The sequence below is a fragment of the Chitinophaga pollutisoli genome, from assembly GCF_038396755.1.
In the GTDB taxonomy this organism is placed as follows: domain Bacteria; phylum Bacteroidota; class Bacteroidia; order Chitinophagales; family Chitinophagaceae; genus Chitinophaga; species Chitinophaga pollutisoli.
Window position 1 is genome coordinate 4,096,655 of the sequence record NZ_CP149822.1, and the last position, 21,567, is coordinate 4,118,221.

General features: G+C 54.7%; 19 protein-coding genes. 5 read left to right on the forward strand and 14 right to left on the reverse strand.

Features of this window, described 5'->3' with window-relative positions; translation table 11 throughout:
• Positions 1-39: 39 nt before the first annotated feature.
• Positions 40-1,779 carry a glycoside hydrolase domain-containing protein gene (locus tag WJU16_RS17180; RefSeq protein ID WP_341834688.1) on the forward strand — a complete coding sequence of 580 codons (1,740 nt, stop codon included), beginning with the start codon at positions 40-42 and terminating at the stop codon, positions 1,777-1,779.
• A 98-nt stretch (positions 1,780-1,877) separates the two neighbouring features.
• Here the strand turns inward: WJU16_RS17180 and WJU16_RS17185 are convergent, their stop codons facing one another.
• The 14 genes from WJU16_RS17185 to mraZ form a co-directional block, all read right to left on the reverse strand.
• Complete coding sequence (locus tag WJU16_RS17185; RefSeq protein WP_341834689.1) at positions 1,878-2,237, reverse strand: hypothetical protein; 360 nt, start codon at positions 2,235-2,237, stop codon at positions 1,878-1,880.
• Positions 2,238-2,362: 125 nt separating this feature from the next.
• Complete coding sequence (ftsZ, locus tag WJU16_RS17190) at positions 2,363-3,601, reverse strand: cell division protein FtsZ (RefSeq protein ID WP_341834690.1); 1,239 nt, start codon at positions 3,599-3,601, stop codon at positions 2,363-2,365.
• A gap of 109 nt (positions 3,602-3,710) precedes the next feature.
• Complete coding sequence (gene ftsA, locus WJU16_RS17195; protein ID WP_298710267.1) at positions 3,711-5,120, reverse strand: cell division protein FtsA; 1,410 nt, start codon at positions 5,118-5,120, stop codon at positions 3,711-3,713.
• A 15-nt stretch (positions 5,121-5,135) separates the two neighbouring features.
• On the reverse strand, positions 5,136-6,173 hold the full coding sequence (locus tag WJU16_RS17200; RefSeq protein WP_341834691.1) for a hypothetical protein: 1,038 nt from the start codon (positions 6,171-6,173) through the stop codon (positions 5,136-5,138).
• A 16-nt stretch (positions 6,174-6,189) separates the two neighbouring features.
• The gene (gene murC / locus WJU16_RS17205) at positions 6,190-7,548 is read right to left on the reverse strand and encodes a UDP-N-acetylmuramate--L-alanine ligase (protein WP_341834692.1); all 1,359 of its coding nucleotides are present in this window, start codon (positions 7,546-7,548) and stop codon (positions 6,190-6,192) included.
• A gap of 4 nt (positions 7,549-7,552) precedes the next feature.
• The gene (gene murG, locus WJU16_RS17210) at positions 7,553-8,647 is read right to left on the reverse strand and encodes an undecaprenyldiphospho-muramoylpentapeptide beta-N-acetylglucosaminyltransferase (RefSeq protein WP_341834693.1); all 1,095 of its coding nucleotides are present in this window, start codon (positions 8,645-8,647) and stop codon (positions 7,553-7,555) included.
• Between the two features lie 20 nt (positions 8,648-8,667).
• Positions 8,668-9,834: an FtsW/RodA/SpoVE family cell cycle protein gene (locus WJU16_RS17215; RefSeq protein WP_341834694.1), complete on the reverse strand. Its 1,167-nt coding sequence runs from the start codon at positions 9,832-9,834 to the stop codon at positions 8,668-8,670.
• 19 nt (positions 9,835-9,853) lie between these two features.
• Positions 9,854-11,197, reverse strand: coding sequence for a UDP-N-acetylmuramoyl-L-alanine--D-glutamate ligase (murD, locus tag WJU16_RS17220; RefSeq protein WP_341834695.1), 1,344 nt, complete (start codon positions 11,195-11,197; stop codon positions 9,854-9,856).
• Positions 11,198-11,206: 9 nt separating this feature from the next.
• A complete protein-coding gene (mraY, locus tag WJU16_RS17225; protein WP_341834696.1) occupies positions 11,207-12,454 on the reverse strand; it encodes a phospho-N-acetylmuramoyl-pentapeptide-transferase in 1,248 nt (415 codons plus the stop codon).
• A gap of 18 nt (positions 12,455-12,472) precedes the next feature.
• Positions 12,473-13,939 carry a UDP-N-acetylmuramoyl-L-alanyl-D-glutamate--2,6-diaminopimelate ligase gene (locus tag WJU16_RS17230; RefSeq protein WP_341834697.1) on the reverse strand — a complete coding sequence of 489 codons (1,467 nt, stop codon included), beginning with the start codon at positions 13,937-13,939 and terminating at the stop codon, positions 12,473-12,475.
• 7 nt (positions 13,940-13,946) lie between these two features.
• On the reverse strand, positions 13,947-16,052 hold the full coding sequence (locus tag WJU16_RS17235; protein WP_341834698.1) for a penicillin-binding protein: 2,106 nt from the start codon (positions 16,050-16,052) through the stop codon (positions 13,947-13,949).
• Between the two features lie 33 nt (positions 16,053-16,085).
• Positions 16,086-16,460, reverse strand: coding sequence for an FtsL-like putative cell division protein (locus WJU16_RS17240; RefSeq protein WP_341834699.1), 375 nt, complete (start codon positions 16,458-16,460; stop codon positions 16,086-16,088).
• 73 nt (positions 16,461-16,533) lie between these two features.
• Complete coding sequence (gene rsmH / locus WJU16_RS17245) at positions 16,534-17,442, reverse strand: 16S rRNA (cytosine(1402)-N(4))-methyltransferase RsmH (protein WP_341834700.1); 909 nt, start codon at positions 17,440-17,442, stop codon at positions 16,534-16,536.
• Positions 17,443-17,453: 11 nt separating this feature from the next.
• Entirely contained in the window at positions 17,454-17,924 is a 471-nt protein-coding gene (mraZ, locus tag WJU16_RS17250) for a division/cell wall cluster transcriptional repressor MraZ (protein ID WP_341834701.1), read from the reverse strand.
• A 308-nt stretch (positions 17,925-18,232) separates the two neighbouring features.
• On the opposite strand from mraZ, the gene WJU16_RS17255 reads away from it, so the two are divergent.
• The 4 genes from WJU16_RS17255 to WJU16_RS17270 all read left to right on the forward strand — a co-directional run bounded on the left by WJU16_RS17255 (position 18,233) and on the right by WJU16_RS17270 (position 21,567).
• Entirely contained in the window at positions 18,233-19,066 is an 834-nt protein-coding gene (locus WJU16_RS17255; RefSeq protein WP_341834702.1) for an outer membrane protein assembly factor BamD, read from the forward strand.
• A complete protein-coding gene (locus WJU16_RS17260; RefSeq protein ID WP_126247713.1) occupies positions 19,035-19,376 on the forward strand; it encodes a DNA-directed RNA polymerase subunit omega in 342 nt (113 codons plus the stop codon). The genes WJU16_RS17255 and WJU16_RS17260 overlap by 32 nt, the downstream gene beginning before the upstream one ends.
• A gap of 75 nt (positions 19,377-19,451) precedes the next feature.
• A complete protein-coding gene (gene coaBC / locus WJU16_RS17265) occupies positions 19,452-20,657 on the forward strand; it encodes a bifunctional phosphopantothenoylcysteine decarboxylase/phosphopantothenate--cysteine ligase CoaBC (RefSeq protein WP_341834703.1) in 1,206 nt (401 codons plus the stop codon).
• Positions 20,650-21,567, forward strand: a complete 918-nt coding sequence (locus tag WJU16_RS17270) for a DUF4835 family protein (RefSeq protein WP_341834704.1) — start codon at positions 20,650-20,652, stop codon at positions 21,565-21,567. The genes coaBC and WJU16_RS17270 overlap by 8 nt, the downstream gene beginning before the upstream one ends.

A 21,567-nucleotide genomic window follows, 5' to 3' on the forward strand; every position in this document is an offset into this window, starting at 1 on the left:
ATATTGTGAGCTTGCTTCAATCTGCAATTCGTCAATGTTATGATAAGACAACTACTCGCTGCCGGGTTCCTGGTAGCCTCTTCCATTACCACGTTCGGGCAGAACGGTATTTCATCCGATTTTACGGAGATTAAAGACTGGCGGCAGGTAGATCCTGCGGCCTGGAGCGCCATCCGCCCCGGTACACATGTTCAATTCGGCAGCGCCGATCTGCGTTACGACAAACTATTCGCCCCCGAAGCTTCCAGCCTTAGCTCCTCCTGGAGCGGCCACGCCTGGAAAAACGAAAAAATCCACACCCAGTTCGTAATCTACACCACCCAAGCGCAACCCGGTGTAACTGTCAGCGCATCCGCCCTGACCGACGGCAAAGGGAATACCATCCCCGCCGGCGCAGTTTCCACCGGATTCCTGCGGTATGTGATGACCGACGAGCTGAACAGCGAAGGCGGCGGATGCGGCCACCGCAATCCGGCGGACTTCGACTCTTCCCTGGTGGCCGACGCGATCGATTTCAAATCTTCCATCCACATCGCCGCCAATAACACCCAGCCCGTTTGGCTCAGCATCAAGGTGCCGGCGCAGGCCGCGGCGGGTACTTACAAAGGCACGGTGACCGTTAAAAACAACAAGGGTGTCTCCATCAAAACCCTCGCTTACAACGTTACCGTCAATTCCCGCACCCTCCCCGACGCGAAAGATTGGAGCTACCACCTGGACCTCTGGCAGAGCCCATACGCGATCTCGCGCTACCACAATGTAAAACCCTTCAGTAAAGCGCATTTCGACGCCATGCGGCCTTATATGACCCAATTGGCGGGCATCGGGCAGAAGGTGATCACCGCCAGCATCATCTACGACCCCTGGAACAGCCAGACCGAAGACATTTACGGCGATATGGTGAAATGGACCAAAAAGCGCGACGGCTCCTGGACTTACGACTACACCGAATTCGACAAATGGGTGGAGTTCATGATGGATTGCGGCGTTACCAAACAGATCGCCTGCTACAGCATGATCCCGTGGAACCTGAAATTCTTCTATTACGACGAAGCCACCGGCAAAATGACCCACATCGTGGCCAAACCCGGATCCGCCGAATATGACGCGCACTGGCGCCCCATGCTGGCGGATTTCGCGAAACACCTGAAACAAAAGGGCTGGTTCGATATCACCTGCATTGCTATGGATGAGCGCCCAATGGACGCCATGCAGGCCGCCATTAAGCTGATCCGCAGTGTGGATAAGGATTTCAAAGTGTCGCTGGCGGGTAACTACCATAAAGAGCTGGTGAACGATATTTATGATTACTGTGTGGCCATCGGGCAAGACTTTACGGCAGAAGAGCGCGCCATGCGCTTCAGCAAAGGCTGGCCCACTACATATTATACCTGCTGTACCGAAGGTTTCCCGAATACCTTCACCTTTTCCCCGCCGGCGGAATCCGCATGGCTGGGCTGGTATGCGGCGGCTAAAGATTACAAAGGTTACCTCCGCTGGGCATACAACTGCTGGGTGAAAGATCCGCTCCGTGATTCCCGCTTCCGCACCTGGGCTGCCGGCGATACGTACCTGGTATACCCCGGTCCGCGTACTTCCATCCGTTTCGAGCGGCTGGCGGAAGGGATCCAGACGTATGAGAAAATCCAGATACTGAAAAAAGAAGGCAAAGGCCCGCAGCTGGAAAAAGTATTGAAGACGTTCGAATGGAGCCGGCTGAAACAGAAATCTGCAGCTGATATGGTGAATACCGCCGCTGCCGTGTTGAATAGCTTGTAGGAAAGAAGACATACCCGCATAAAAAAATCCTCCGAAGAATCGGAGGATTTTTTTAACACAACTAAAAAACAATCAAACTAATATCATCTTAAAATTCATCAATCGGGCTTTTTCCCGTCGAGAAAAGTGTTAATCGTATTGATTTCGGCCTGGCTTTCGCCGTTCTGGCCAATGGTGTAGCTGGAGTAGAAGTGCTCGGCGGAGCCGGCGCCATTATCCAGGTCGATGTTCCGGCGCAGGTAAGCGGGGATGTTTTCGATCTCCTGGTTGTTATCCATGTTCTTCACGTTGAAGCTGATGCTGCGGAGCTTGGCCACGCGCTCGAGCTGTTTCCTCTTCTGTTCTTCGGCCTGGTCGTCGTGCAGTTGCTGGGGCTGCGGGGGAGGAGCGGGCGTTGGGGCCGGTTCTTCCTCTTTGTAGACCATCTTCATTTCGTCCTGCTGGTTATTGGTATTCACCGGTTCCACGTAGATATTGGAGGGACGGTTGAGGTACCCTCCGGAACCTGCGCTGGTAGCGGGTTTTTGCTGCGCGGGTTGTGCTTGCGGCTGGGGAGCTGCCTGGGCTTGGGGTGCGGCGGGTTCTACAGGCTCGATGTTGAGCGTATAGGTCTCGCGTTCCGGTTGCTGGGGAGCCGGGGGAGGAAAGAAGCGGCGCTGGCCGGGTGGGTAACGGTAGGCTCCACGAGGCGGGGCGCCATCACGTCGAGGATTTCAGGCTCGTCGTCGGTGAAGAGCGTGGCCTGGTTGTGCATTTTCTTTTCTTCGCCGTCGCCGCCGAGGGTCATCACGATTTTAGGCTCTTCTTTCGGTTCTGCCGAAGGCGTTGCCTGTTGTTGCTTCGCCTGGCGGATGGGGTTTTGTTCAAAGCCGGTGGCGATGATCGTAACGCCCAGGTTTTGCTCCAGCGACTGGTCGTAACCCACACCGAGGATCACGTCGCAATCTTCGCCGGCCATGCTTTGCACATAGGCCTGGATGATATCCATTTCATCGAGCGTGTGCTCGAATTCGCCTTCGGCGGAGGAAATATTGATGAGGATCCATTTGGCGCCTTTGATATCGTTGTCGTTCAGCAGCGGGGAAGTCAGCGCGTCTTCGATCGCTCGCTGCGCGCGGTTTTCGCCGTCAGCCACCGCCGATCCGAGGATGGCTACGCCGCCGTTGCGCATCACGGTGCACACATCGGCGAAATCGACGTTGATCTGGCCGGTGGAGTTGATCACGTCGGTGATACATTTGGCTGCCGTTGCCAGTACGTTGTCCGCTTTTTCGAATGCGGCCTTGAATTTAAGGTCGCCGAATTTCTGGCGGAGTTTGTCGTTGGAAATGATCAGCAGGGTATCGACGTAATCTTTCAGGCGGTTGATGCCTTCTTCTGCCTGCAGCATTCTCTTTTTCCCTTCGTAAGAGAAAGGCGTGGTAACGATGCCCACGGTGAGGATACCCAGTTCCTTGCATATTTTGGCGATGATGGGAGCGCCTCCGGTGCCGGTGCCGCCGCCCATGCCTGCAGTGATGAACGCCATTTTGGTGTTCACCTCCAGTATTTTTTTGATTTCTTCAAATGATTCTTCCGTTGCCTGCTCGCCGATCCGGGGATTGGCGCCGGCTCCGAGCCCCTGCGTCAGATGCGGTCCCAGCTGTACCTTGTTGGGTACGGGGCTGTTTGCAATCGCCTGTGCGTCGGTATTGCAAATAATGAAGTTCACCCCCTCGATGTTCTGACTGAACATGTGGTTGACCGCATTGCTTCCTCCGCCACCAATGCCTATCACCTTGATGATGGAAGATTTTTCCTTTGGAAGATCAAAATGTATCATGACTCTAGCTCTTTATATGGGTTAGTATTAGTGGTGTACCGTATCCTACGTTACGCTTTGATCGATTTTATGTGAATCTTAATGAATTGCAACAATCAAGCCGAAACCATTACAGTTTGGCGTCTTCTTCTTCGGTGAACATGTCGATGATTTTTGTCTTCATCCTGTCCAGGAACCCTTTGAGGGAAGCGTTGCGCTCGCGGGACTTGCGGTCCTGGCGCGCGTCCGCCGTTTCTTCTTCCGCTTCTTCTTCCATCCACTCGTCTCCGGATTCGGCCTGGCGGGCCACTCTTTCCTTCGCGAAGTAGCTGGTGTTGATTTTCACGTAATTCTCCTCGAGTGCGCGGCGATCGTTCTCGTAGTCGTTGTAACCTTTGAGAATGAGCCCCACACAAGTGGCGTACATGGGCTTCGTCAGCTCGTCGGTATGGCCGCTGGCGAGGTGCTCGTTCGGGTAACCGATGCGGGCGCTCACGCCGGTGGTGTATTCCGTCAGCTGGATGAGGTGCTTCAGCTGGGAACCGCCGCCGGTCAGGATGATGCCGCCGTTGAGCATCTTGTTGTCCATGCCGATCTGTTTCAGGTGGTACACCACGAAATCGAGGATCTCGCTCATGCGCGCCTGGATGATGTGGGCCAGGTTCTTCACGGAGATCTCTTTCGGGCTCTGGCCGCGCAGGCCGGGGATGGTGATGTAGGCGTTGTTCTTGGCTTCGTCCGCGAGGGCGTAACCGAACTGCACCTTCATCTGCTCCGCCTGGGTCTTCAGCACGCCAAGGCCGTTTTTGATATCGTTGGTAATATTTTCGCCGCCGTACGGGATTACAGCGGTATGTTTCAGGACGCCTTCATAGAAAACAGCCAGGTCGGTGGTACCGCCACCGATGTCTACAATCGCAACTCCGGCTTCGAAATCCATGTCGCACATAACGGCCGCGGCGGATGCAAGGGGCTGGAGTACCAGGTCTTTAATACGAAGACCGGATTTCTCCACGCTGCGGTTGATATTGCGGATGGCGTTTTTGTCGCCGGTAATGATGTGGAAATTCGCACCCACTTTCACACCGCTCATCCCGATGGGATAGGTGATGTTCTGCAGGGCATCCACGATATACTGCTGCGGGATCACGTCAATGATCTGATCGCTGGCAGGAATAACCGTTTTATACTGATCGTTGATCAGCTGGTCAATGTCTTTCTGGGAGATCTCCGCGTCGGTATCGTTCCGCACGATGTCTCCCCGGGTCTGCAAACTTTTGATATGATGGCCTGCGATGCCTACATACACCTCGTTGATCTCGAGGTTAGGATTGGATGCATAGCAGTTTTCCAGCGCCTGTCTGATGGCTTTGATTGTCTGATCGATGTTCAGTACCATACCGTGCTGTACACCGAAAGATGGGGCTTTCCCGAATCCGAGGATTTCCAATTTCCCGTATTCATTCTTCCTTCCTGCGATGGCTGCTATCTTCGTGGTTCCAATGTCGAGACCTACAATGATGGGAGCTTCCTGATTCATGGTTCTTTATTGTTTTTAGTTGCGATTACGTTGATTAGGTTTCTGATATACTGCCCGGGGTTGTTGCCGGTCGCCGCTTGCGGGCTTTGGCGTTTTTTTCGGGGCAGGTTTTGCAGCGGGTTTCGCCGGTTGCTTTGCCGGCTTCTTATCCGCAGATTTGGAAGGTGCCGCCGCCACTGGCGCCGCCGTAGCGGCATGGTCATCGTCGTTAGCCTCGATATCGGCCGCCGTCGAATCCTTGTACATGGGCGGAGGAGGCGCGCTCTTGCCATCTCTTCTCGTTCCGATCACCTGTTCTTTGAACGCTACGTTGAGACGGGTGTAGGTGTTCCAGCCCGCTTTGCTGAGGCCGTCTTTGTAAAAGACAAGCAGGCGGTCGAATTTGTTGGCTACATCCGTCCCATCTCCAAAATATACCACATGGTCGCCGAGTTTTGGAATAAACTCGAACTTCCGGTCTTCTGTAATTACTACTTGTTCTACCTGCGCATTCCAGAACGTGTCTGCCGCGATGAAGGCGGCCATGTCGCGCATCTGGGCGTAGAGCGCACTGTCTTCCTTCCGGAGCTTTTGCGCGTCGGCCGGGAAGTTGGTGAAAACGGGCACCCGCGCGGAGTACCTATCCGAAACCGGGATGCGCTCGCCGTCGCCGTCGAGGTAGAAGCTGTTGCCGGAGAAGGTGAACACACGGGCCAGGGGATCGCGTTGCTCCACTTCCACCTGCAACAGATCGTTGTTATCGATGAACAGCTGCGCCGACCGGATCCAGGGATCCCTTTCCACGATCTTTTCCAATTGCGCGAGGTTTACCTCGCTGATCGGCCTGCCCGTGGGATTGAGGGTTTTATCGGCCGTGATCAGCGCTTTTACATCTTTCGAATCCACGAAGGCATTGCGGTCGTCGCCTTTCAGCGTTACGCGGATGCCTTTGCATTTGGCGCTGTCCTTGTCATTCACCGCCGCCGCCACCAGCACGGCAAAGCCCGCCAGCACGCCGCTCCAGAGGAGGACGGTCACGATGCGCTTCATTGCCGTTTTTGTTTTCAGTTGCATGATGAATGGATGTTTATTATTGTTTGTTTATAATGTCTTTCAATGGTTCCCGCAGCAGATCGATGTCTCCGGCCCCTGCGGTGATCAGCAGTTCCGCGGGATGCGATTCGATCCATGCCGGCACTGCGTCCCTGTCCATAATCCTTACATCCGGTCCTTTAATCCTGTCGGCGATCATCTGCGTGGTCACTCCTTCGATGGGGAGCTCGCGCGCGGGGTAGATCGGGAGGAGGATCACTTCGTCGGCCAGCGACAGCGTTTCCCCGAATCCGTCCGCGAAATCGCGGGTGCGGGAGAAGAGGTGCGGCTGGAAGATCACCGTGCATTTTTTGCCCCTGAACAACGTCTTGGCGCTCGTGATGAGGGCGCGGAGCTCCTCGGGGTGATGCGCGTAATCGTCGATATACACATGCCGGTCGCGCTTTACCAGGTATTCGAAACGCCGGCGGATACCTTTGAAGGAAGCCACCGCGCTGCGGATTTTATCATTCGATATGCCGAGGATATGCGCCACGGAAATGGCGGCCACGGCGTTTTCCACGTTGTGCATGCCGCCGATACGCAGCTGCACGTTGTCGATCATCCAATCCTGCTGCACCACGTCGAACTCATATCCGCCATCATCCAGCCGGATGTTGGTGGCGTAGATGTCGGCAGCATCGTTCTGCAGGCTGTAATCCAGGCGGTTGTCGCCTTTCAGCTCCGAGCCGCGGTGCAGGCCGTGTTTCACCAGCAGTGTACCGTTCGGCTTAATGTTGGTGGTATATTGAATGAATGCTTTTTCCACTTCTTCGGCGGTGCCGTAGATATCGAGGTGGTCGGGGTCCATGGCGGTAAGCACTGCGATGTCCGGGCTCAGCTTCAGGAACGAGCGGTCGTATTCATCGGCTTCGATGACGGCGACTTGCTTTTCACTCGACCAGAAATTTTTCCCGTAATTGGCGCTCACGCCGCCGAGGAAGGCGTTGCAGCCGTAACCGGAGTCGCGGAGCAGGTGGGCAATCATGGTGGACACGGTGGTTTTGCCATGGGTGCCGGCCACGGTGATGGCGAAGAGCGAGCGGGTGATTTCCTGGAGCACGTCGCTGCGTTTCACCACTTCGTAACCATTTTCACGGTAGTACGCGAGTTCGGTCATGGAGGCCGGAATGGCCGGGGTGTACACCACCAGCTGCGCTTCCCGGTCGATGAGCGAAATGTCGTCGGTATAATGAATGCGGATGCCTTCCGCTTCGAGTTGTTGCGTAAGTTGGGTGGAGGTTCTGTCGTACCCGCTCACGGTTACTCCTTTTTCGTTGAAGTAGCGAGCGATGGCGGACATGCCGATGCCTCCGATGCCTACAAAATAGATCCTATGTAATTTGTTCAAATCCATCCTGTTATTTTATCAGCCCGAGCACAGCGCGGGCGATGGTCATATCTGCGTTTTTGTTGCCCAGGGGGGCGATATTGGTTTCGAGTTGTTGCATGAGCGCTTTGTTCTGCACCAGGCTCAGGGCTTCGTTGGCCAGCCTTGCGCCGGCTTCGGCGTCCGGGATGAGCAGGGCGGCGTTTTTGTGCACGAGGCTCTCCGCGTTTTTAGTTTGGTGGTCTTCGGCCGCAAACGGGTAGGGCACGAAGATCACGGGTTTCTGCGCCACACACAGCTCCGCGATGGCGAGGGCGCCTGCGCGGGAGATGACGGCGTCGGCCGCTTTATAGGCAAAGTCCATGACGTTGATGAAGTCGAAGACTTTGACATGCGTGGCGTAAGGCGCTGCGGCGGCTTTGGCGGTTTCGTAAAACAACTTTCCAGTCTGCCAGATCAGCTGCACATCTTTATTCACGAAATCCGCCAGATGGGGCAGGAGGGCTTCGTTAATAGATTTTGCTCCCAGGCTTCCGCCCACGGCGAATACGGTAGGCTTGCCCATCATGAGGCCGAAGTGGCGCATGGCCTCTTCTTTGGTGACGGCGCTCTGTGTGATGGACCCGCGCACGGGGTTGCCGGTGTATAATATTTTATCGGCGGGGAAGAAGGCATCCATGCCTTCGTAGCCAACGCAGATGACGTTGGCTTTCCTGCCGAGGATTTTATTGCTTTTGCCCGCATAGGAATTTTGTTCCTGGATGAGGCTGGGAATGCCCATTTTCTGCGCTTTCCGCAGGATGGGGAAGGAGGCATAGCCGCCCACGCCCACGACCGCGTCCGGTTGGAAGCGGCGGAGGATGTTGCGCGCCTGGCGGAGGCTTTTGAGCAGCTTGAAGGGCAGCAGTATATTTTTGAAGATATTGCTGCGGTTGAAGCCGGCGATCTCAAGGCCTTCGATGGGATACCCTGCCTGGGGCACTTTCTCCATTTCCATTTTTCCGATGGCGCCTACAAACAGGATGTCCGCATCCGCTTCGATCTTGCGGATGGCGTTGGCGATGGCGATCGCGGGGAAGATGTGCCCCCCGGTTCCGCCCCCTGCTATGATAATCCTGTGTGCCAAATTCAAAATGATTTATATGATTATGCAGCCGCTGCCTGCGCAGCTACCGCTTGTTTTTGTTCCGCTTCTTCCACATGCCGCGATACGCTGAGGATGATGCCGATGGATAAACTGGTGAAGATCACCGAAGACCCGCCCATACTTACCAGCGGCAACGTCAATCCCGTTACGGGTAATAGGTTCACGTTCACTGCCATGTGCATCAACGCCTGTATCACCAATGTTACGCTCAGGCCCAGTGCCAGGAACGCGCCGAAGGCATACGGACAATTCTTAAAAATCCGGATACTTCTGAGGAGTAAAATGAGGTAAGCGGCCATCACCAAAAAGGCGCCAAAGATACCATACTCTTCAAGAATTATCGCAAAAATAAAATCGGAATACGGGTGCGGAAGAAAATTTCTTGCCGTACTGTTTCCGGGCCCTTTTCCCAGCAATCCTCCGTTCACGATCCCGATCTTCGCCTGCTGCACCTGGTAGGGCTCTTCATGCGATTCGGTTGACGTAAAACTCTCAATACGGTTGAGCCATGTTTTGGTACGCCCTTCCATGCCTGTGAGCTTCGCGATCCCGAACATCAGCACCACCAGCACCGTGCCCGCCGCCACCATGCCCGCAAGGAATTTCAACGGCACCCGGCCGATGAAACACAACAGCATGCAGCTGGCGCCCAGCAACAGGGCGGTCGACATGTTCGCGGGCATGATCAGCCCGCAAATAATCGCCACCGGCAGAATGATCGGTAGGAATCCTTTCCTGAAATCCTCTATCACTCCCTGTTTCTTCGACAACTGCCGCGCCACGTACATGAACAAGGCGAGCTTCGCAATGTCCGACGTCTGAAACGTGAGGTTGATCACCGGCAGCCTGATCCAGCGGCTCGCATCGTTGAAATTCGAGCCGAAAGCCAGCGTATACACCAGCAGCGGGATGGATAACAAAAATCCGATCTGCGCCACCCGGGAATAAATCGTGTAATTCACCCGGTGGGCGAAATAAATGATGAGAATCCCGAGGATCAATACCGACAGCTGCTTGAACAGGTAGTATTCCGTATGCCCGCTGTAAACGCGGTATGCCAAAGAGCCTGTAGAACTGTAAACAGCCAGTAAGCTTACCGCAGACAGGAAGAACACGATCGTCCATATCACCTTGTCGCCTTTCGTCTTTTGAAGCAGGTTGTTCACGATGTTCCGTTTTTTATTGTTAGAGTGCCCTCACTTCGTCCTTAAAGCTGCGGCCTCTTTCTTCATAATTTTTGAAGAGGTCGAAGCTCGCGCAGGCGGGGGAGAGTAATACCACGTCACCTTTGCTGGCCAGGTTAAACGCCTGGCTAACAGCGTCGTGCATGTTGTCGGTATTCACCATCACTTCCATGTCTTTGGACAGTGCTTCATGAATGGGGCGGTTGTCTACGCCCAGGCAAACGATCGCTTTCACTTTCTCACGAACCAGTTCGCGAATGGCATCGTAATCGTTTCCTTTGTCCACGCCGCCCATGATCAGGATAACGGGCCGCTCCATGCTTTCCAGGGCGAACCATACGCTGTTCACGTTGGTGGCTTTGCTATCGTTGATAAAGTCCACTCCGCGCACGGTGGCTACGTATTCCATCCTGTGTTCCAGGCTGGAGAACGTGCTGAGGCTTTCCCGGATCTTTTCTTTCCGGATATCCATCGTGCGGCCTGCAATCCCTGCTGCCATCGAATTATACAGATTATGCTTACCTTTTAATGCCAGATCGTACATCGACATGATTACTGGTTCTTCTTCATTCACCTGAATGTTCAGCTGGTCGTTCGCTATGAATCCACCTTCTTTCAATTGTTCCATAATGCTAAAAGGTATTGTTGTAGAATAAATGGGTTTCTTGGCCAAATGTTCCCGGATTACCGGGTCGTCTATACAGTATATAAAATAGTCTTCTTTCGTTTGGTTCATCGCGATGCGGAATTTGCTTTCCACGTAGTTCTGCATCTTGTAATCGTACCGGTCGAGATGATCGGGGGTGATGTTCAGGAGGATGGCTACGTTGGGCTTGAAGTCCACGATATCGTCGAGCTGGAAGCTGCTCACTTCCACGATATAATAATCTGCGGGGTCGGTGGCCACCTGTTTGGCGTAGCTCACACCGATATTCCCCACCAGCGCGGCGTTGAGTCCGGCGGTTTTGAAAATATGATGCGTCATCGCCGTGGTGGTGCTTTTTCCGTTGCTGCCGGTGATGGCGATCACCTTGCTCGCGTCTTTGCTGCAGCGCCATGCCAGCTCAATCTCTGAAATCACTTTTACGCCACGCTCGCGCACTTTTTTCATCAGTTCCGTCTTCTCCGGGATACCGGGCGATTTCACAATCTCGTCGGCCCCGAGGATCACATCCCAGGAGTGGTGCCCTTCTTCGAAAGGAATGTGGTTCACGGCCAGTTCCTGTTTGTACAGGTCTTTGATGGCGCTGCCGTCGGACACGAAAACCTCGTATCCCTGCTTTTTTCCCAGCAGGGCCGCACCAATGCCGCTTTCTCCGGCTCCGAGTATGACGAGTTTATGCATCCGTTTTTATTATCTCATTTTCAAAGTAGCGATGGCGAATACCACGCACATGATCGTTACGATCCAGAAGCGCACAGCGATCTTGCTTTCGTGGTAGCCGAGCTTCTGGTAGTGGTGGTGCAGCGGGCTCATGAGGAACACGCGGCGGCCTTCACCGTATTTGCGCTTGGTATATTTAAAGTATGCTACCTGGATCATCACGCTGAGGTTCTCCACCAGGAATACGCCGCAGAAGATCGGGATGAGCAGTTCTTTCCGTACGATAATAGCCAGCGAAGCGATGATGCCTCCCAGCGCGAGGCTCCCCGTATCACCCATGAAAATCTGGGCAGGGTAAGCGTTGTACCACAGAAACCCGACGCAGGCCCCCACGAATGCGGCAATAAAGATCGACAGCTCGCCCAGGTTCGGGATGTACATGATATTCAGGTACTCCGCGAACTGGATGTTGCCGCTGATGTAAGCGAAGATCCCCAGGCAAACACCGATCACGGCCGATACGCCCGTCGCCAGCCCGTCGAGCCCGTCGGTAATGTTCGCCCCATTGGACACTGCGGTGATGATGATGATCACGATGAGGATGTAGATCACGAACGTGAACTTCTCGCCGCCGGGTATCCAGGAGATGAGCTTGCTATAATTGAACTCGTGGTTTTTGACGAAGGGGATGGTGGTGATGGGCGTTTTTACGTCCACGAAACGATGGCCGTCGGGCGTTACGCGCTCATTGCTCACCACTTTCTCATTGGGCGCCAGCTTTTTTCCGTCCATGATCTCGCGGCTCATCACCACGTTGTTATTAAAGTACAGGGTGGTGCCTACGATCAGCCCGAGGCCTACCTGGCCGAGGATCTTGAATCTTCCCGCCAGCCCTTCTTTATTCTTTTTGAAAACTTTGATGTAATCATCGATAAACCCGATGAGCCCCAGCCAGATGGTGCAAAGCAGGATCAGCAGGATGTATACGTTCATCACCCTGGCAAAGAGCAGGGTGGGGATCACAATGGCGGAAAGGATGATGAGGCCGCCCATGGTGGGGGTACCTTTCTTGGTCTGTTCGCCTGCCAGCCCGAGGTCGCGGATGGTTTCGCCGATCTGTTTGCGCTGCAGGTATCTCACGATGCGCTTACCCAGCAATAGCGAGATCACGAGCGAGAGCAACAGCGCCATGGTTACGCGGAACGTGATGAACTGCCACATCCCGGTGCCGGTGTAGTTGAACTCGTTTTTAAGATAAGTGAACAGATAGTATAACATATAATTGGTCGTGATCTTCTATTTGTCAAACATTTCCAGCAATTCCCGGAGCACCTGTTTGTCGTCGAACGGATGCTTTACGCCGTGGATCTCCTGGTATTTTTCATGCCCTTTGCCCGCAATGAGGATGATATCCTCCGGCTTGGCAAGGCTTACGGCCGTTTTGATGGCTTCGTGGCGGTCGGTGATCGACAGCGTTTTCTTGCGCTGGGTCACGTTCACGCCGGCTTCCATTTCGCGGATGATGGCCGCGGCGTCTTCCGAACGCGGATTGTCGCTCGTAAAAATGGCTTTGTCCGAATGCTCGGCCGCCACTTCCCCCATAACCGGGCGTTTGGTGGTATCGCGGTCGCCGCCGCAACCTACCACGGTAATGATCTGCTCATGTCCCTGGCGGAGGTTTTTGATGGTGGTGAGTACGTTGAGGAGCGCGTCGGGCGTATGGGCGTAGTCTACGATCCCGATGATGCGCTCGTTTTTCGAAACGATGTAATCGAACCGCCCTTCCGCTCCCTGAATGTTGCTGAGCGCCGCCAGTACGCTGTCTTTATCATCCCCCAACAACACCGCCGCGCCATACACGGCCAGCAGGTTGTAGGCGTTGAATTCGCCGATAAGGCGGAAGTGCACGTCTTTCGCATCGATCTGCATCACCAGCCCGGTGAGGTTGTTCTCCAGGATCTTCCCTTTGAATTCGGCCATGGTGCGCAGGCTGTACGTGGCTTTGCGGGCCTTAGTGTTCTGCAGCATCACGTTGCCCCGCTTGTCGTCGAGGTTCGTGAGGGCGAATGCGGTGGCGGGAAGGTTGTCGAAGAACGATTTCTTCACCCGGATGTATTCGTCGAACGTCTTGTGGTAATCAAGATGATCGTGGGTAATATTCGTAAAGATGCCGCCGGCGAACTGCAATCCTGCGATGCGTTGCTGGTGGATGGCGTGGGAGCTGACTTCCATAAAGGCATAGCCACAGCCGTCGTTCACCATATCCGCCAGCAGGGCGTTCAGGTGGATGGGGTCGGGCGTGGTATGCGTGGCAGGCACGATGCGCTCGCCGATCTGGTTCTGCACGGTGGACAGCAATCCGCAATGATGCCCCATCGCGGTATACAAACGGAAGAGGAGCGTGGCCACTGTGGTTTTGCCGTTGGTACCCGTAACGCCCACGAGTTTCAGCTTCCGCGAAGGATTGTCGTAGAAGTTGCCGGCCATGATGCCAGCGGCCTGGTGGCTGCTGCCTACCAGTACGTAACACACATCCGGAGCTGTTACCTCCGGCAGCGTTTCGCAGATCACGGCGGCAGCGCCCTGCGCCACCGCTTTGGAGATATAGGCATGGCCGTCGGCCGCCACTCCGCGGATGGCGATGAACACGTCGCCGGTTTTCACCTGGCGCGAGTCTATATGTAACGCATGAATGGCAATGTCGTTATTGCCATGTACGTCCAGGATCTGAACCTGGTATAATATGTCCCGCAACGTCTTCATATCTGCATCAACTCAGTTCTATTATGATCGTTTGTTCTTTTCCTATGTTGGTACCGCCGGGCAACGACTGCGTCGTAACTTTACCCGCTCCGCGGATGACGACCCGCAACCCTGCGTTTTCCAGCAGGTAAAGCGCATCTTTCAGCCCCATTCCTTTCACATCGGGAACGGTGCCGCTTTGTTGTTTCACCGGTTCGAAAGCCAGTTTATTCCCTTTCACATCGGCGCTTACCCAGTTGCTGCTGGTGAGCGGACCGTTGTAAGGCAGGCCCAGCGTGGCGGCTACGCTTCTCCATTCACTTCCTTTTCCGCCTTTCATGGCCATCGACGAATCCAGTCCGCCAACGGCGCCCGCCAGGTTGCGGGGCTTTTTCACCGCGAGGGCGTACAGTTTGTCCGCCACTTCGCGGAACACGGGCCCCGCTACCGATCCGCCATAGAATTTGGCGGCGTGGGGCTTGTTCCGGATCACCACCACGCAGGTGTATTGCGGATCGTCGGCCGGGAAATAGCCCGCGAACGACGACTGGTAGATCTTGTCGGCATATCCTCTCTTGCCATCCGCGATCAGCGCGGTGCCGGTTTTGCCGGCGAAGCGGTAGTAAGGTGTCTGCAGCTTGGTGGCGGTGCCTTTCAGCACTACGCCTTCGAGCATGTCTTTCAACGCGGCCAGGGTGCGGGAAGAGCAGATGCTGTCCATCACTACTGTGGGCTCGAAGTTTTTCACTGGTTGTCCGTATTCCTGGATGCTGTTCACCAGGTAGGGCTTCATCATTTTGCCCCCGTTGGCCACGGCGTTGTACAGCATGGCGGTGTGCAGGGGCGTTTGCGTCACTTCATACCCGAATGCCATCCATGGCAGGGTGGTGGCGCTCCAGCTTTTGTTGGCCGTGGTCTTGATCATCGGTTTGCCTTCGCCAACGAGGTCTACGCCGGTGGGGGCGTCAAGACCGAGTTTGCGGAGATGGGCCGAGAATTCGTTCGGCTTCTTCTGGTAATATTGATAAACCAGCTTGGCCATCGCTACGTTGGAGCTGCGCTCGAACGCATGTTTGACGGTTACGTTGGTGAGGTGGTGCGGTTCGGAATCATATACCACCCGGCGGTTGATGGGCCAGCGGCCGTAGTTCAGGTCCACCATGGTGTTGGGCGTGATGTATCCGTCTTCCAGCAGGGCGATCATGGTGGCCAGTTTGAAAGTGGAGCCGGGCTCGCCTTTCTGGATGGCATGGTTCATGTCTTCCCAGTAACTGCCGTCGGGCTGGCGGCCCAGGTTGGCGATGGCTTTGAGCTTGCCGGTTTTCACTTCCATGAGGATGGCGGTGCCGTGCACGCATTCGTTCTGGACCATCATACGCATCAGGGCGGTTTCCACGATATCCTGCATGTTCACGTCGAGGGTGGTGATCACGTCTTTCCCGTTTTCCGGCTCGATGTCGTATCCTTCCACAGGCATGTACGTACCCCCGGCGATCCTGCGCATGAGGCGCTTGCCGGTGACGCCGCTGAGCCATTCGTCGTAGGTGTTTTCCAGCCCTACGTTCTGGGAATTCGTACGGGCCAGGCCGATGGTGCGGTTGGCGAGCAGTTTGAAGGGGTTGATCCGCTTGTTCTTCGTTTCCACGATCAGGCCGCCCTTGTTGCGCCCGAGACGGAAGAGGGGGAAGGCCCGGAGTTGCTGGTACTGGTCGAAGCGGATGTCGCGCTTGAGGAGGAAATAGCGGTCTTTGTCCTTATATCCTTCCTGTAATATCTTTTTATACTCGGCGGCGGAGCGGTCCATGAACAGGTTGGCGAGGGCGCGGGAAAGGGAATCGACGTTTTCCTTGAAGTAGTTCTTCTTTTTATCGCGAAGGCCGTCGGCTTTGAAGTCGATCCGGATGTCGAAATAGGGAATGGAGGTGGATAACATGCGGCCCTCTTCAGAATAGATGGTGCCGCGGTCGGCGTCGAGGTCCATGTAGGCGGTGTGGAGGCTGTCGGACATATTGCGCCAGTAGTTGCCTTCCACCTGCTGGAGGAAAACCACTCTTCCGACGATGGCGACCGCGAATATGCCCATGCCGATGAGGCATAGATACGACCGCCATAATATGTCTTTTTTAATCTCCATTTGCCGGGTTAGAATCAGTATCGGTGTGAAATCCTATTGCTCGTTATTGTTTTGCTCCTTCGGTGCGATCCGTTGGGGCGGGGTGCTGAGTTCCTTGAGGCCGAGGGGTTCCACGGCTTTGCTCACTTCACTGAGTTTACTTCTGAACATCAATTCGCTTTTCACGCTCAGGTATTCCCATTTCAGTTCCTTGATCTCTCGGCTCAGCCGGTTGATCCGGATGATCTTCTTCTCGGCGAGGTGATTATTGGCGATATATACCAATGCCACCACGGCGAGGAAGAGGATGAAAGGAAGGTTGTCGGTGATCATGCGATAGTTGATCCGCAACCGCCATTCCCTCCGGGGCGTTTCCGGGGTGCTCTCCTGCGGTATTTCCGCTGATATGTCTTTTACTTCTTCCTGCAAACCTTTACGTGTTTAGCGATTCAATGATGCTGTCGATGTTTTCGGTAAAAGGGGATAGGATGGAAGTAACTTATTATATCTTTTCTGCGACCCGCAGTTTGGCGCTCCGGCTCCTGGGGTTGGTCTTCAGTTCCGCGTCGGCGGCCGTTACCGGCTTCTTCGTGACCAGGCGGAATACTTTCGGCGGGGTTTCGAAGGAATACGGATTTTCATCCACCGTCTCAAAACTGCCGTTCTTCATAAAGTTCTTCACCAGCCTGTCTTCCAGCGAATGGAAGGTAATGATCGACAACCGGCCTCCCGGTTTCAGAACCGCAGTGGATTGCTGCAGCAGGTCTTTCAGCGCCCCCAGCTCGTCGTTCACCTCGATCCGCAGCGCCTGGAAGACCTGCGCGAGGTATTTGGCGGGATTGCCTTTGACGATGGGCTGGATCAGCGATTTGAACTCCGCGATGGTCCGGAGGGGATGGGCCTTACGCAGCTGCACGATGGTTTTGGCCAGCGTGCGGGAATTGGTGACCTCGCCATAGTCCTGAAAGATGGTCAGCAGCCGCGATTCGGAATAGGTGGTGAGCACATCCGCCGCGGTGAGCTTTGCCCGGTTGTCCATCCGCATATCCAGCGCGCCGTCGAACCGGGTGGAAAACCCGCGTTCGGCCGTGTCAAACTGATAGCTGGACACCCCGAGGTCGGCGAGCAGCCCGTCGGCCCCCGTCGCTTTATGCAGCCTGCAAAAGCGTTCCAGGTGCCGGAAATTCTCGCGGACAAACGTCACCCGTTCGTCCGGGATCCGGTTGCGGTAGGCGTCTTCGTCCTGGTCGAACACAATCAGCCTGCCCTGTGGGCCCAGCTGCTGCAGGATCGCCCGGGAATGGCCGCCGCCGCCGAATGTGGCGTCGATATACAGGCCGTCGGGCTTGATCTGCATGTGTTCGATCACTTCCTGGAGAAGGACCGGCTGATGATAGAAACCTGCTTCCATGCTTGCCGTTTTTACAGTCCGGGGATTTGGCCCCCGTCGGGCGACATGACCTGTTGGGCCAGATTGCTGAAGGCTTCCGGTGAAAAATTATCAAAGAACTCCTGGTATTTGGCCTTGTCCCAGATCTCGATCTTGTTGTTGGCCGCAGCAAGCACGATGTCTTTATCGAGCCCCGCGTGCGCCGCCAGGTTTTTCGGGATGTTGAGACGGCCGGCACTGTCCAGTTCCACAATGGTGGCCCCGTTCAGAAAATAGCGGCGGAATTCCCTAACTTTCGGATCAAAATCGTTCAACTTGGCAATTTTTTCCTGGATAGGATTCCATTCGCTCATCGGATACAGGGTCAGGCACTTTTCGAAGCCGCGGTTCAGCACAAACTGGGTCCCGGCATCTTCTTGCAGCTGCCGTTTAAACCCGGCAGGGAGCAGGAAGCGCCCTTTTGCGTCCAGCGTTGATTCATATTCACCTAAAAAGCCCGTCATGCTTCGGTTTAATACCTGATTACCATTTTCTAACACAAAATAACACTTTTTCCCACTTTTAACCGAAAAAATGTATTCTATATTTTTTCCACACGAGGCATTTGCCCGTGGTGGCGGATTTAAGCCTGATGGGAGGATGTGGGTTGTGGATAATGGGAGGGTGATGTGGAAAAAATGTTCATAACCCTGCTTTCGGTGTTGAAAACCCGCTACGGCGCTGGAAAAGCCATTTTTACAAAATTTTAACGGCCGCGAATTATGCCCTTACAGGATTTTGCTTTTAATTCGTACCTTTGCGATTCTTTTTTATGAGGAAAATTTTCTTATTTACTGGCCTCGTGGCCCTTACGCTCGCTTCCGCTTCCTGCAACAGGGAACTCCGGCGCATTGAAAAAAGCAATGACCTGGACAAGAAGCTGGCCTACGCCGACAAAATGTACGAGAAGAAGAAGTACCAGATGGCTCAGACCTTATATGAGGAAATGATCCCCGTATTCAAAGGCACAGACAAGTTCGAGCCCCTGTACTACAAGTACGCCTACTGCTCTTACTACCTGAAAGATTATACCCAGGCCGGCTTCCACTTCAAAAACTACCTTGACGCACTGCCTAGCAGCCCCCGCGCCGAGGAAGTCGACTACATGAAAGCCTACAGCCATTATAAACTTTCCCCCAAAGTCCCCCTCGACCAAACCAATACCATGAAGGCCATTGCCGACATGCAAACCTTCATTAATACATACCCCCAGTCGGAAAAAGTGACCGAAGCTTCCGTGGTGATCGACAATCTCCGCCGGAAACTGGAACAGAAAGACTATAACGCAGCCGAACTTTATTACAACCTAGGTCACTATAAAGCCTCCGGCGTTGCTTTCAAAAGCCTCATGCGCGCCTATCCCGACTCCGATAAAAGCGATAGCTACAAATACATGGCCATCAAGGCCTATTTCCAGTACGCCAGAAACAGCGTACCCTACCGCCAGAAAGAACGTTACGAAACCGTCGTAAACGAATACATGGAATTCAACGACCGTTACCCGTCCAGTAAATTGCGCGGGGATGCCGAAAAATATTATACCTTAGCAAAAAATAACATTAAAACGCTGGAAAATGAGCAAAATAAAACGGAGTCTGTCCAGTAGCCTGAACCCCTGGGTTGAGACTAAAAACACGACTGACATCAAGAACAGAACCGGTAATCTGTACGAGTCCATTGCCATTATTGCCAAAAGGGCAAACCAGATCAACATTACCGTGAAGGAAGAACTCCACTCCAAACTGGAAGAATTCGCCTCCCACACGGATAACCTGGAAGAAGTGCACGAGAACAAAGAGCAGATCGAAATCTCCCGTTTCTACGAAAGAATGGCTAACTCCGCTATTCAGGCAACCCAGGAATTCCTGGACAATAAGATCTATTTCCGCAAAAACGACGACGATCTGTACTCCTGATCCGTTGCGTATTTGTGAAAAATACTAATTTCATAGCGGCAGAATATCGTTGTTCTGCCGCTTTTATTTTGCCAGATGTTACAAGGAAAGAAGATCCTACTGGGCGTATCCGGCAGCATCGCCGCCTATAAAGCCGCCCTCCTCGTACGCCTCCTCGTCAAAGAAGGTGCCCAGGTGAAGGTGCTCATGACCCCCGCCGCCTGCGAGTTCATCACGCCCCTCACCCTCGCCACCCTCTCCAAACAGGAAGTCGGCGTCCATATCTCAGAACATGGCAGCTGGAGCAACCACGTCATGCTCGGCCGGTGGGCCGACGTCATGCTCATCGCCCCCGCATCCGCCAACACCATCGCCAAAATGGCCAACGGCATCTGCGATAACCTCCTCCTCGCCGTGTACCTTTCCGCTACCTGCCCCGTCCTCTTCGCACCCGCGATGGACGAAGATATGTGGCTCCATCCCGCCACCAAAGCCAACGTCGCCAAACTGCTCAGCTACGGCCACCGCCAGCTGCCCGTTCACCGGGGCGAACTGGCCAGCGGCCTCTTCGGCGAAGGCAGGATGGCCGAACCCGAAGCCATCGTTTCTTACCTCTACACCTTCTTTACCGGCCGCCCCGAAGGCCAGCCCCTCAAAGGCAAAACCGCCCTCGTGTCCGCCGGGCCCACCCAGGAACCCATCGACCCGGTGCGCTTCATCTCCAACCACTCCAGCGGTAAAATGGGCATCGCCATCGCCGAAGCCCTCGCCGAAGCCGGCGCCACCGTCCACCTCGTGCTCGGTCCCACGCCCAAAGAAACCCGCCACGCCGGCGTTACCACCCAAAAAGTAGTGACCGCCGCCGAAATGTTCGATGCCTGCACCGCTTTCGCCCCCCAGGCCGATATCATGGTCATGGCCGCCGCCGTTGCCGACTACCGCCCGCGCTCTGTCGCCGATAAGAAAATCAAGAAGAAAGATGACGAAATGAATCTCGAACTGGAAAAAACGGCCGACATCGCCCGCGCCCTCGGCGCTTCCAAGCAAAGCCACCAGCTCCTCGTCGGCTTCTCCCTCGAAACCAACAACGAACGCGAATACGCCCTCAAAAAACTGAACGATAAAAACCTGGACATGGTCGTCCTCAACTCCCTGAACGACCCCGGTGCCGGGTTCAACTACGATACCAACAAAATCACCCTCCTCCGGGCCAACGGGCAGGAGAACCAGCTCCCCCTGCAATCCAAGCAGGAAGCTGCCAGGGAAATCGTTTCGGCTATAATCGACATGCAACATGGGTAAACACCTTCTCGCTTTCTGCCTCTGTTTGGTGGCATCCCTTGCCGCCCGCGCCCAGGAATTCCGCGCCAACGTTTCCGTGCAGGCCGCGCAACTCGGCACCAACGTGGAAAAACGCATCTTCAACACCCTCCAGACCGCCCTCAACGAGTTCATCAACGGCCGGCGGTGGACCGACGATGCATTCACCCAGGGCGAGCGTATCGAATGTAATTTCCTCCTCAACGTCACACAAGACCTGGGGAACAACACCTACCGCGCCAGCCTCACCGTACAGGCTGCCCGCCCCGTCTACAACACCAACTACAATTCCAGCATCCTCAACATACAGGACAATAACCTCGTTTTCCGCTACGTGGAGTTCCAGCCCATGGAGTTCAACGAGCAACGGATCTCGGGGAACGATCCCCTGGCATCCAATCTCACGGCCGTTGTGGCGTACTATTGCTACATCATCCTCGGCCTGGATTACGATAGCTTTTCCCCCAGGGGCGGCGACAATTATTTTAAAAAAGCCCTTAATATTGTGAATAACGCCCCCGACGGCAAGGACGTTTCGGGGTGGAAGGCGTTCGAAGGCAACAGGAACCGCTACTGGCTGCAGGACAACCTCCTGAACGTCAAATTCGCGCGCTTCCACGACGTGATGTATACCTATCACCGCCTGGGGCTCGACCAGATGTACGACGATATGAACAAAGGCCGCGCCGCGGTGATGAATTGCCTGAACATGCTCATGGGCATCCACGAAGACCAACCCAATTCCATGGTGATGCAGAGCTTTTTCAACGCCAAGAACGACGAGCTGATGAAACTGTTCGCCAAGGCGCCGCCGCAGGAGAAGATGCGGGCCATCCAGATGTTGTCTGTCCTCGATGTGCCCAATGCCAACAAGTACCAGCAAATGAAGTAA

What these genes read in the sequence shown, in the direction of transcription:
- WJU16_RS17255 (WP_341834702.1), top strand. Translation starts at nt 18,233, where the DNA reads ATGAGGAAAATTTTCTTATTTACTGGCCTCGTGGCCCTTACGCTCGCT.
- WJU16_RS17230 (WP_341834697.1), bottom strand. Translation starts at nt 13,939, where the DNA reads ATGAAGACGTTGCGGGACATATTATACCAGGTTCAGATCCTGGACGTA.
- mraY (WP_341834696.1), bottom strand. Translation starts at nt 12,454, where the DNA reads ATGTTATACTATCTGTTCACTTATCTTAAAAACGAGTTCAACTACACC.
- WJU16_RS17260 (WP_126247713.1), top strand. Translation starts at nt 19,035, where the DNA reads ATGAGCAAAATAAAACGGAGTCTGTCCAGTAGCCTGAACCCCTGGGTT.
- WJU16_RS17200 (WP_341834691.1), bottom strand. Translation starts at nt 6,173, where the DNA reads ATGCAACTGAAAACAAAAACGGCAATGAAGCGCATCGTGACCGTCCTC.
- murC (WP_341834692.1), bottom strand. Translation starts at nt 7,548, where the DNA reads ATGGATTTGAACAAATTACATAGGATCTATTTTGTAGGCATCGGAGGC.
- coaBC (WP_341834703.1), top strand. Translation starts at nt 19,452, where the DNA reads ATGTTACAAGGAAAGAAGATCCTACTGGGCGTATCCGGCAGCATCGCC.
- WJU16_RS17235 (WP_341834698.1), bottom strand. Translation starts at nt 16,052, where the DNA reads ATGGAGATTAAAAAAGACATATTATGGCGGTCGTATCTATGCCTCATC.
- murD (WP_341834695.1), bottom strand. Translation starts at nt 11,197, where the DNA reads ATGCATAAACTCGTCATACTCGGAGCCGGAGAAAGCGGCATTGGTGCG.
- WJU16_RS17270 (WP_341834704.1), top strand. Translation starts at nt 20,650, where the DNA reads ATGGGTAAACACCTTCTCGCTTTCTGCCTCTGTTTGGTGGCATCCCTT.
- mraZ (WP_341834701.1), bottom strand. Translation starts at nt 17,924, where the DNA reads ATGACGGGCTTTTTAGGTGAATATGAATCAACGCTGGACGCAAAAGGG.
- ftsZ (WP_341834690.1), bottom strand. Translation starts at nt 3,601, where the DNA reads ATGATACATTTTGATCTTCCAAAGGAAAAATCTTCCATCATCAAGGTG.
- ftsA (WP_298710267.1), bottom strand. Translation starts at nt 5,120, where the DNA reads ATGAATCAGGAAGCTCCCATCATTGTAGGTCTCGACATTGGAACCACG.
- rsmH (WP_341834700.1), bottom strand. Translation starts at nt 17,442, where the DNA reads ATGGAAGCAGGTTTCTATCATCAGCCGGTCCTTCTCCAGGAAGTGATC.
- WJU16_RS17180 (WP_341834688.1), top strand. Translation starts at nt 40, where the DNA reads ATGATAAGACAACTACTCGCTGCCGGGTTCCTGGTAGCCTCTTCCATT.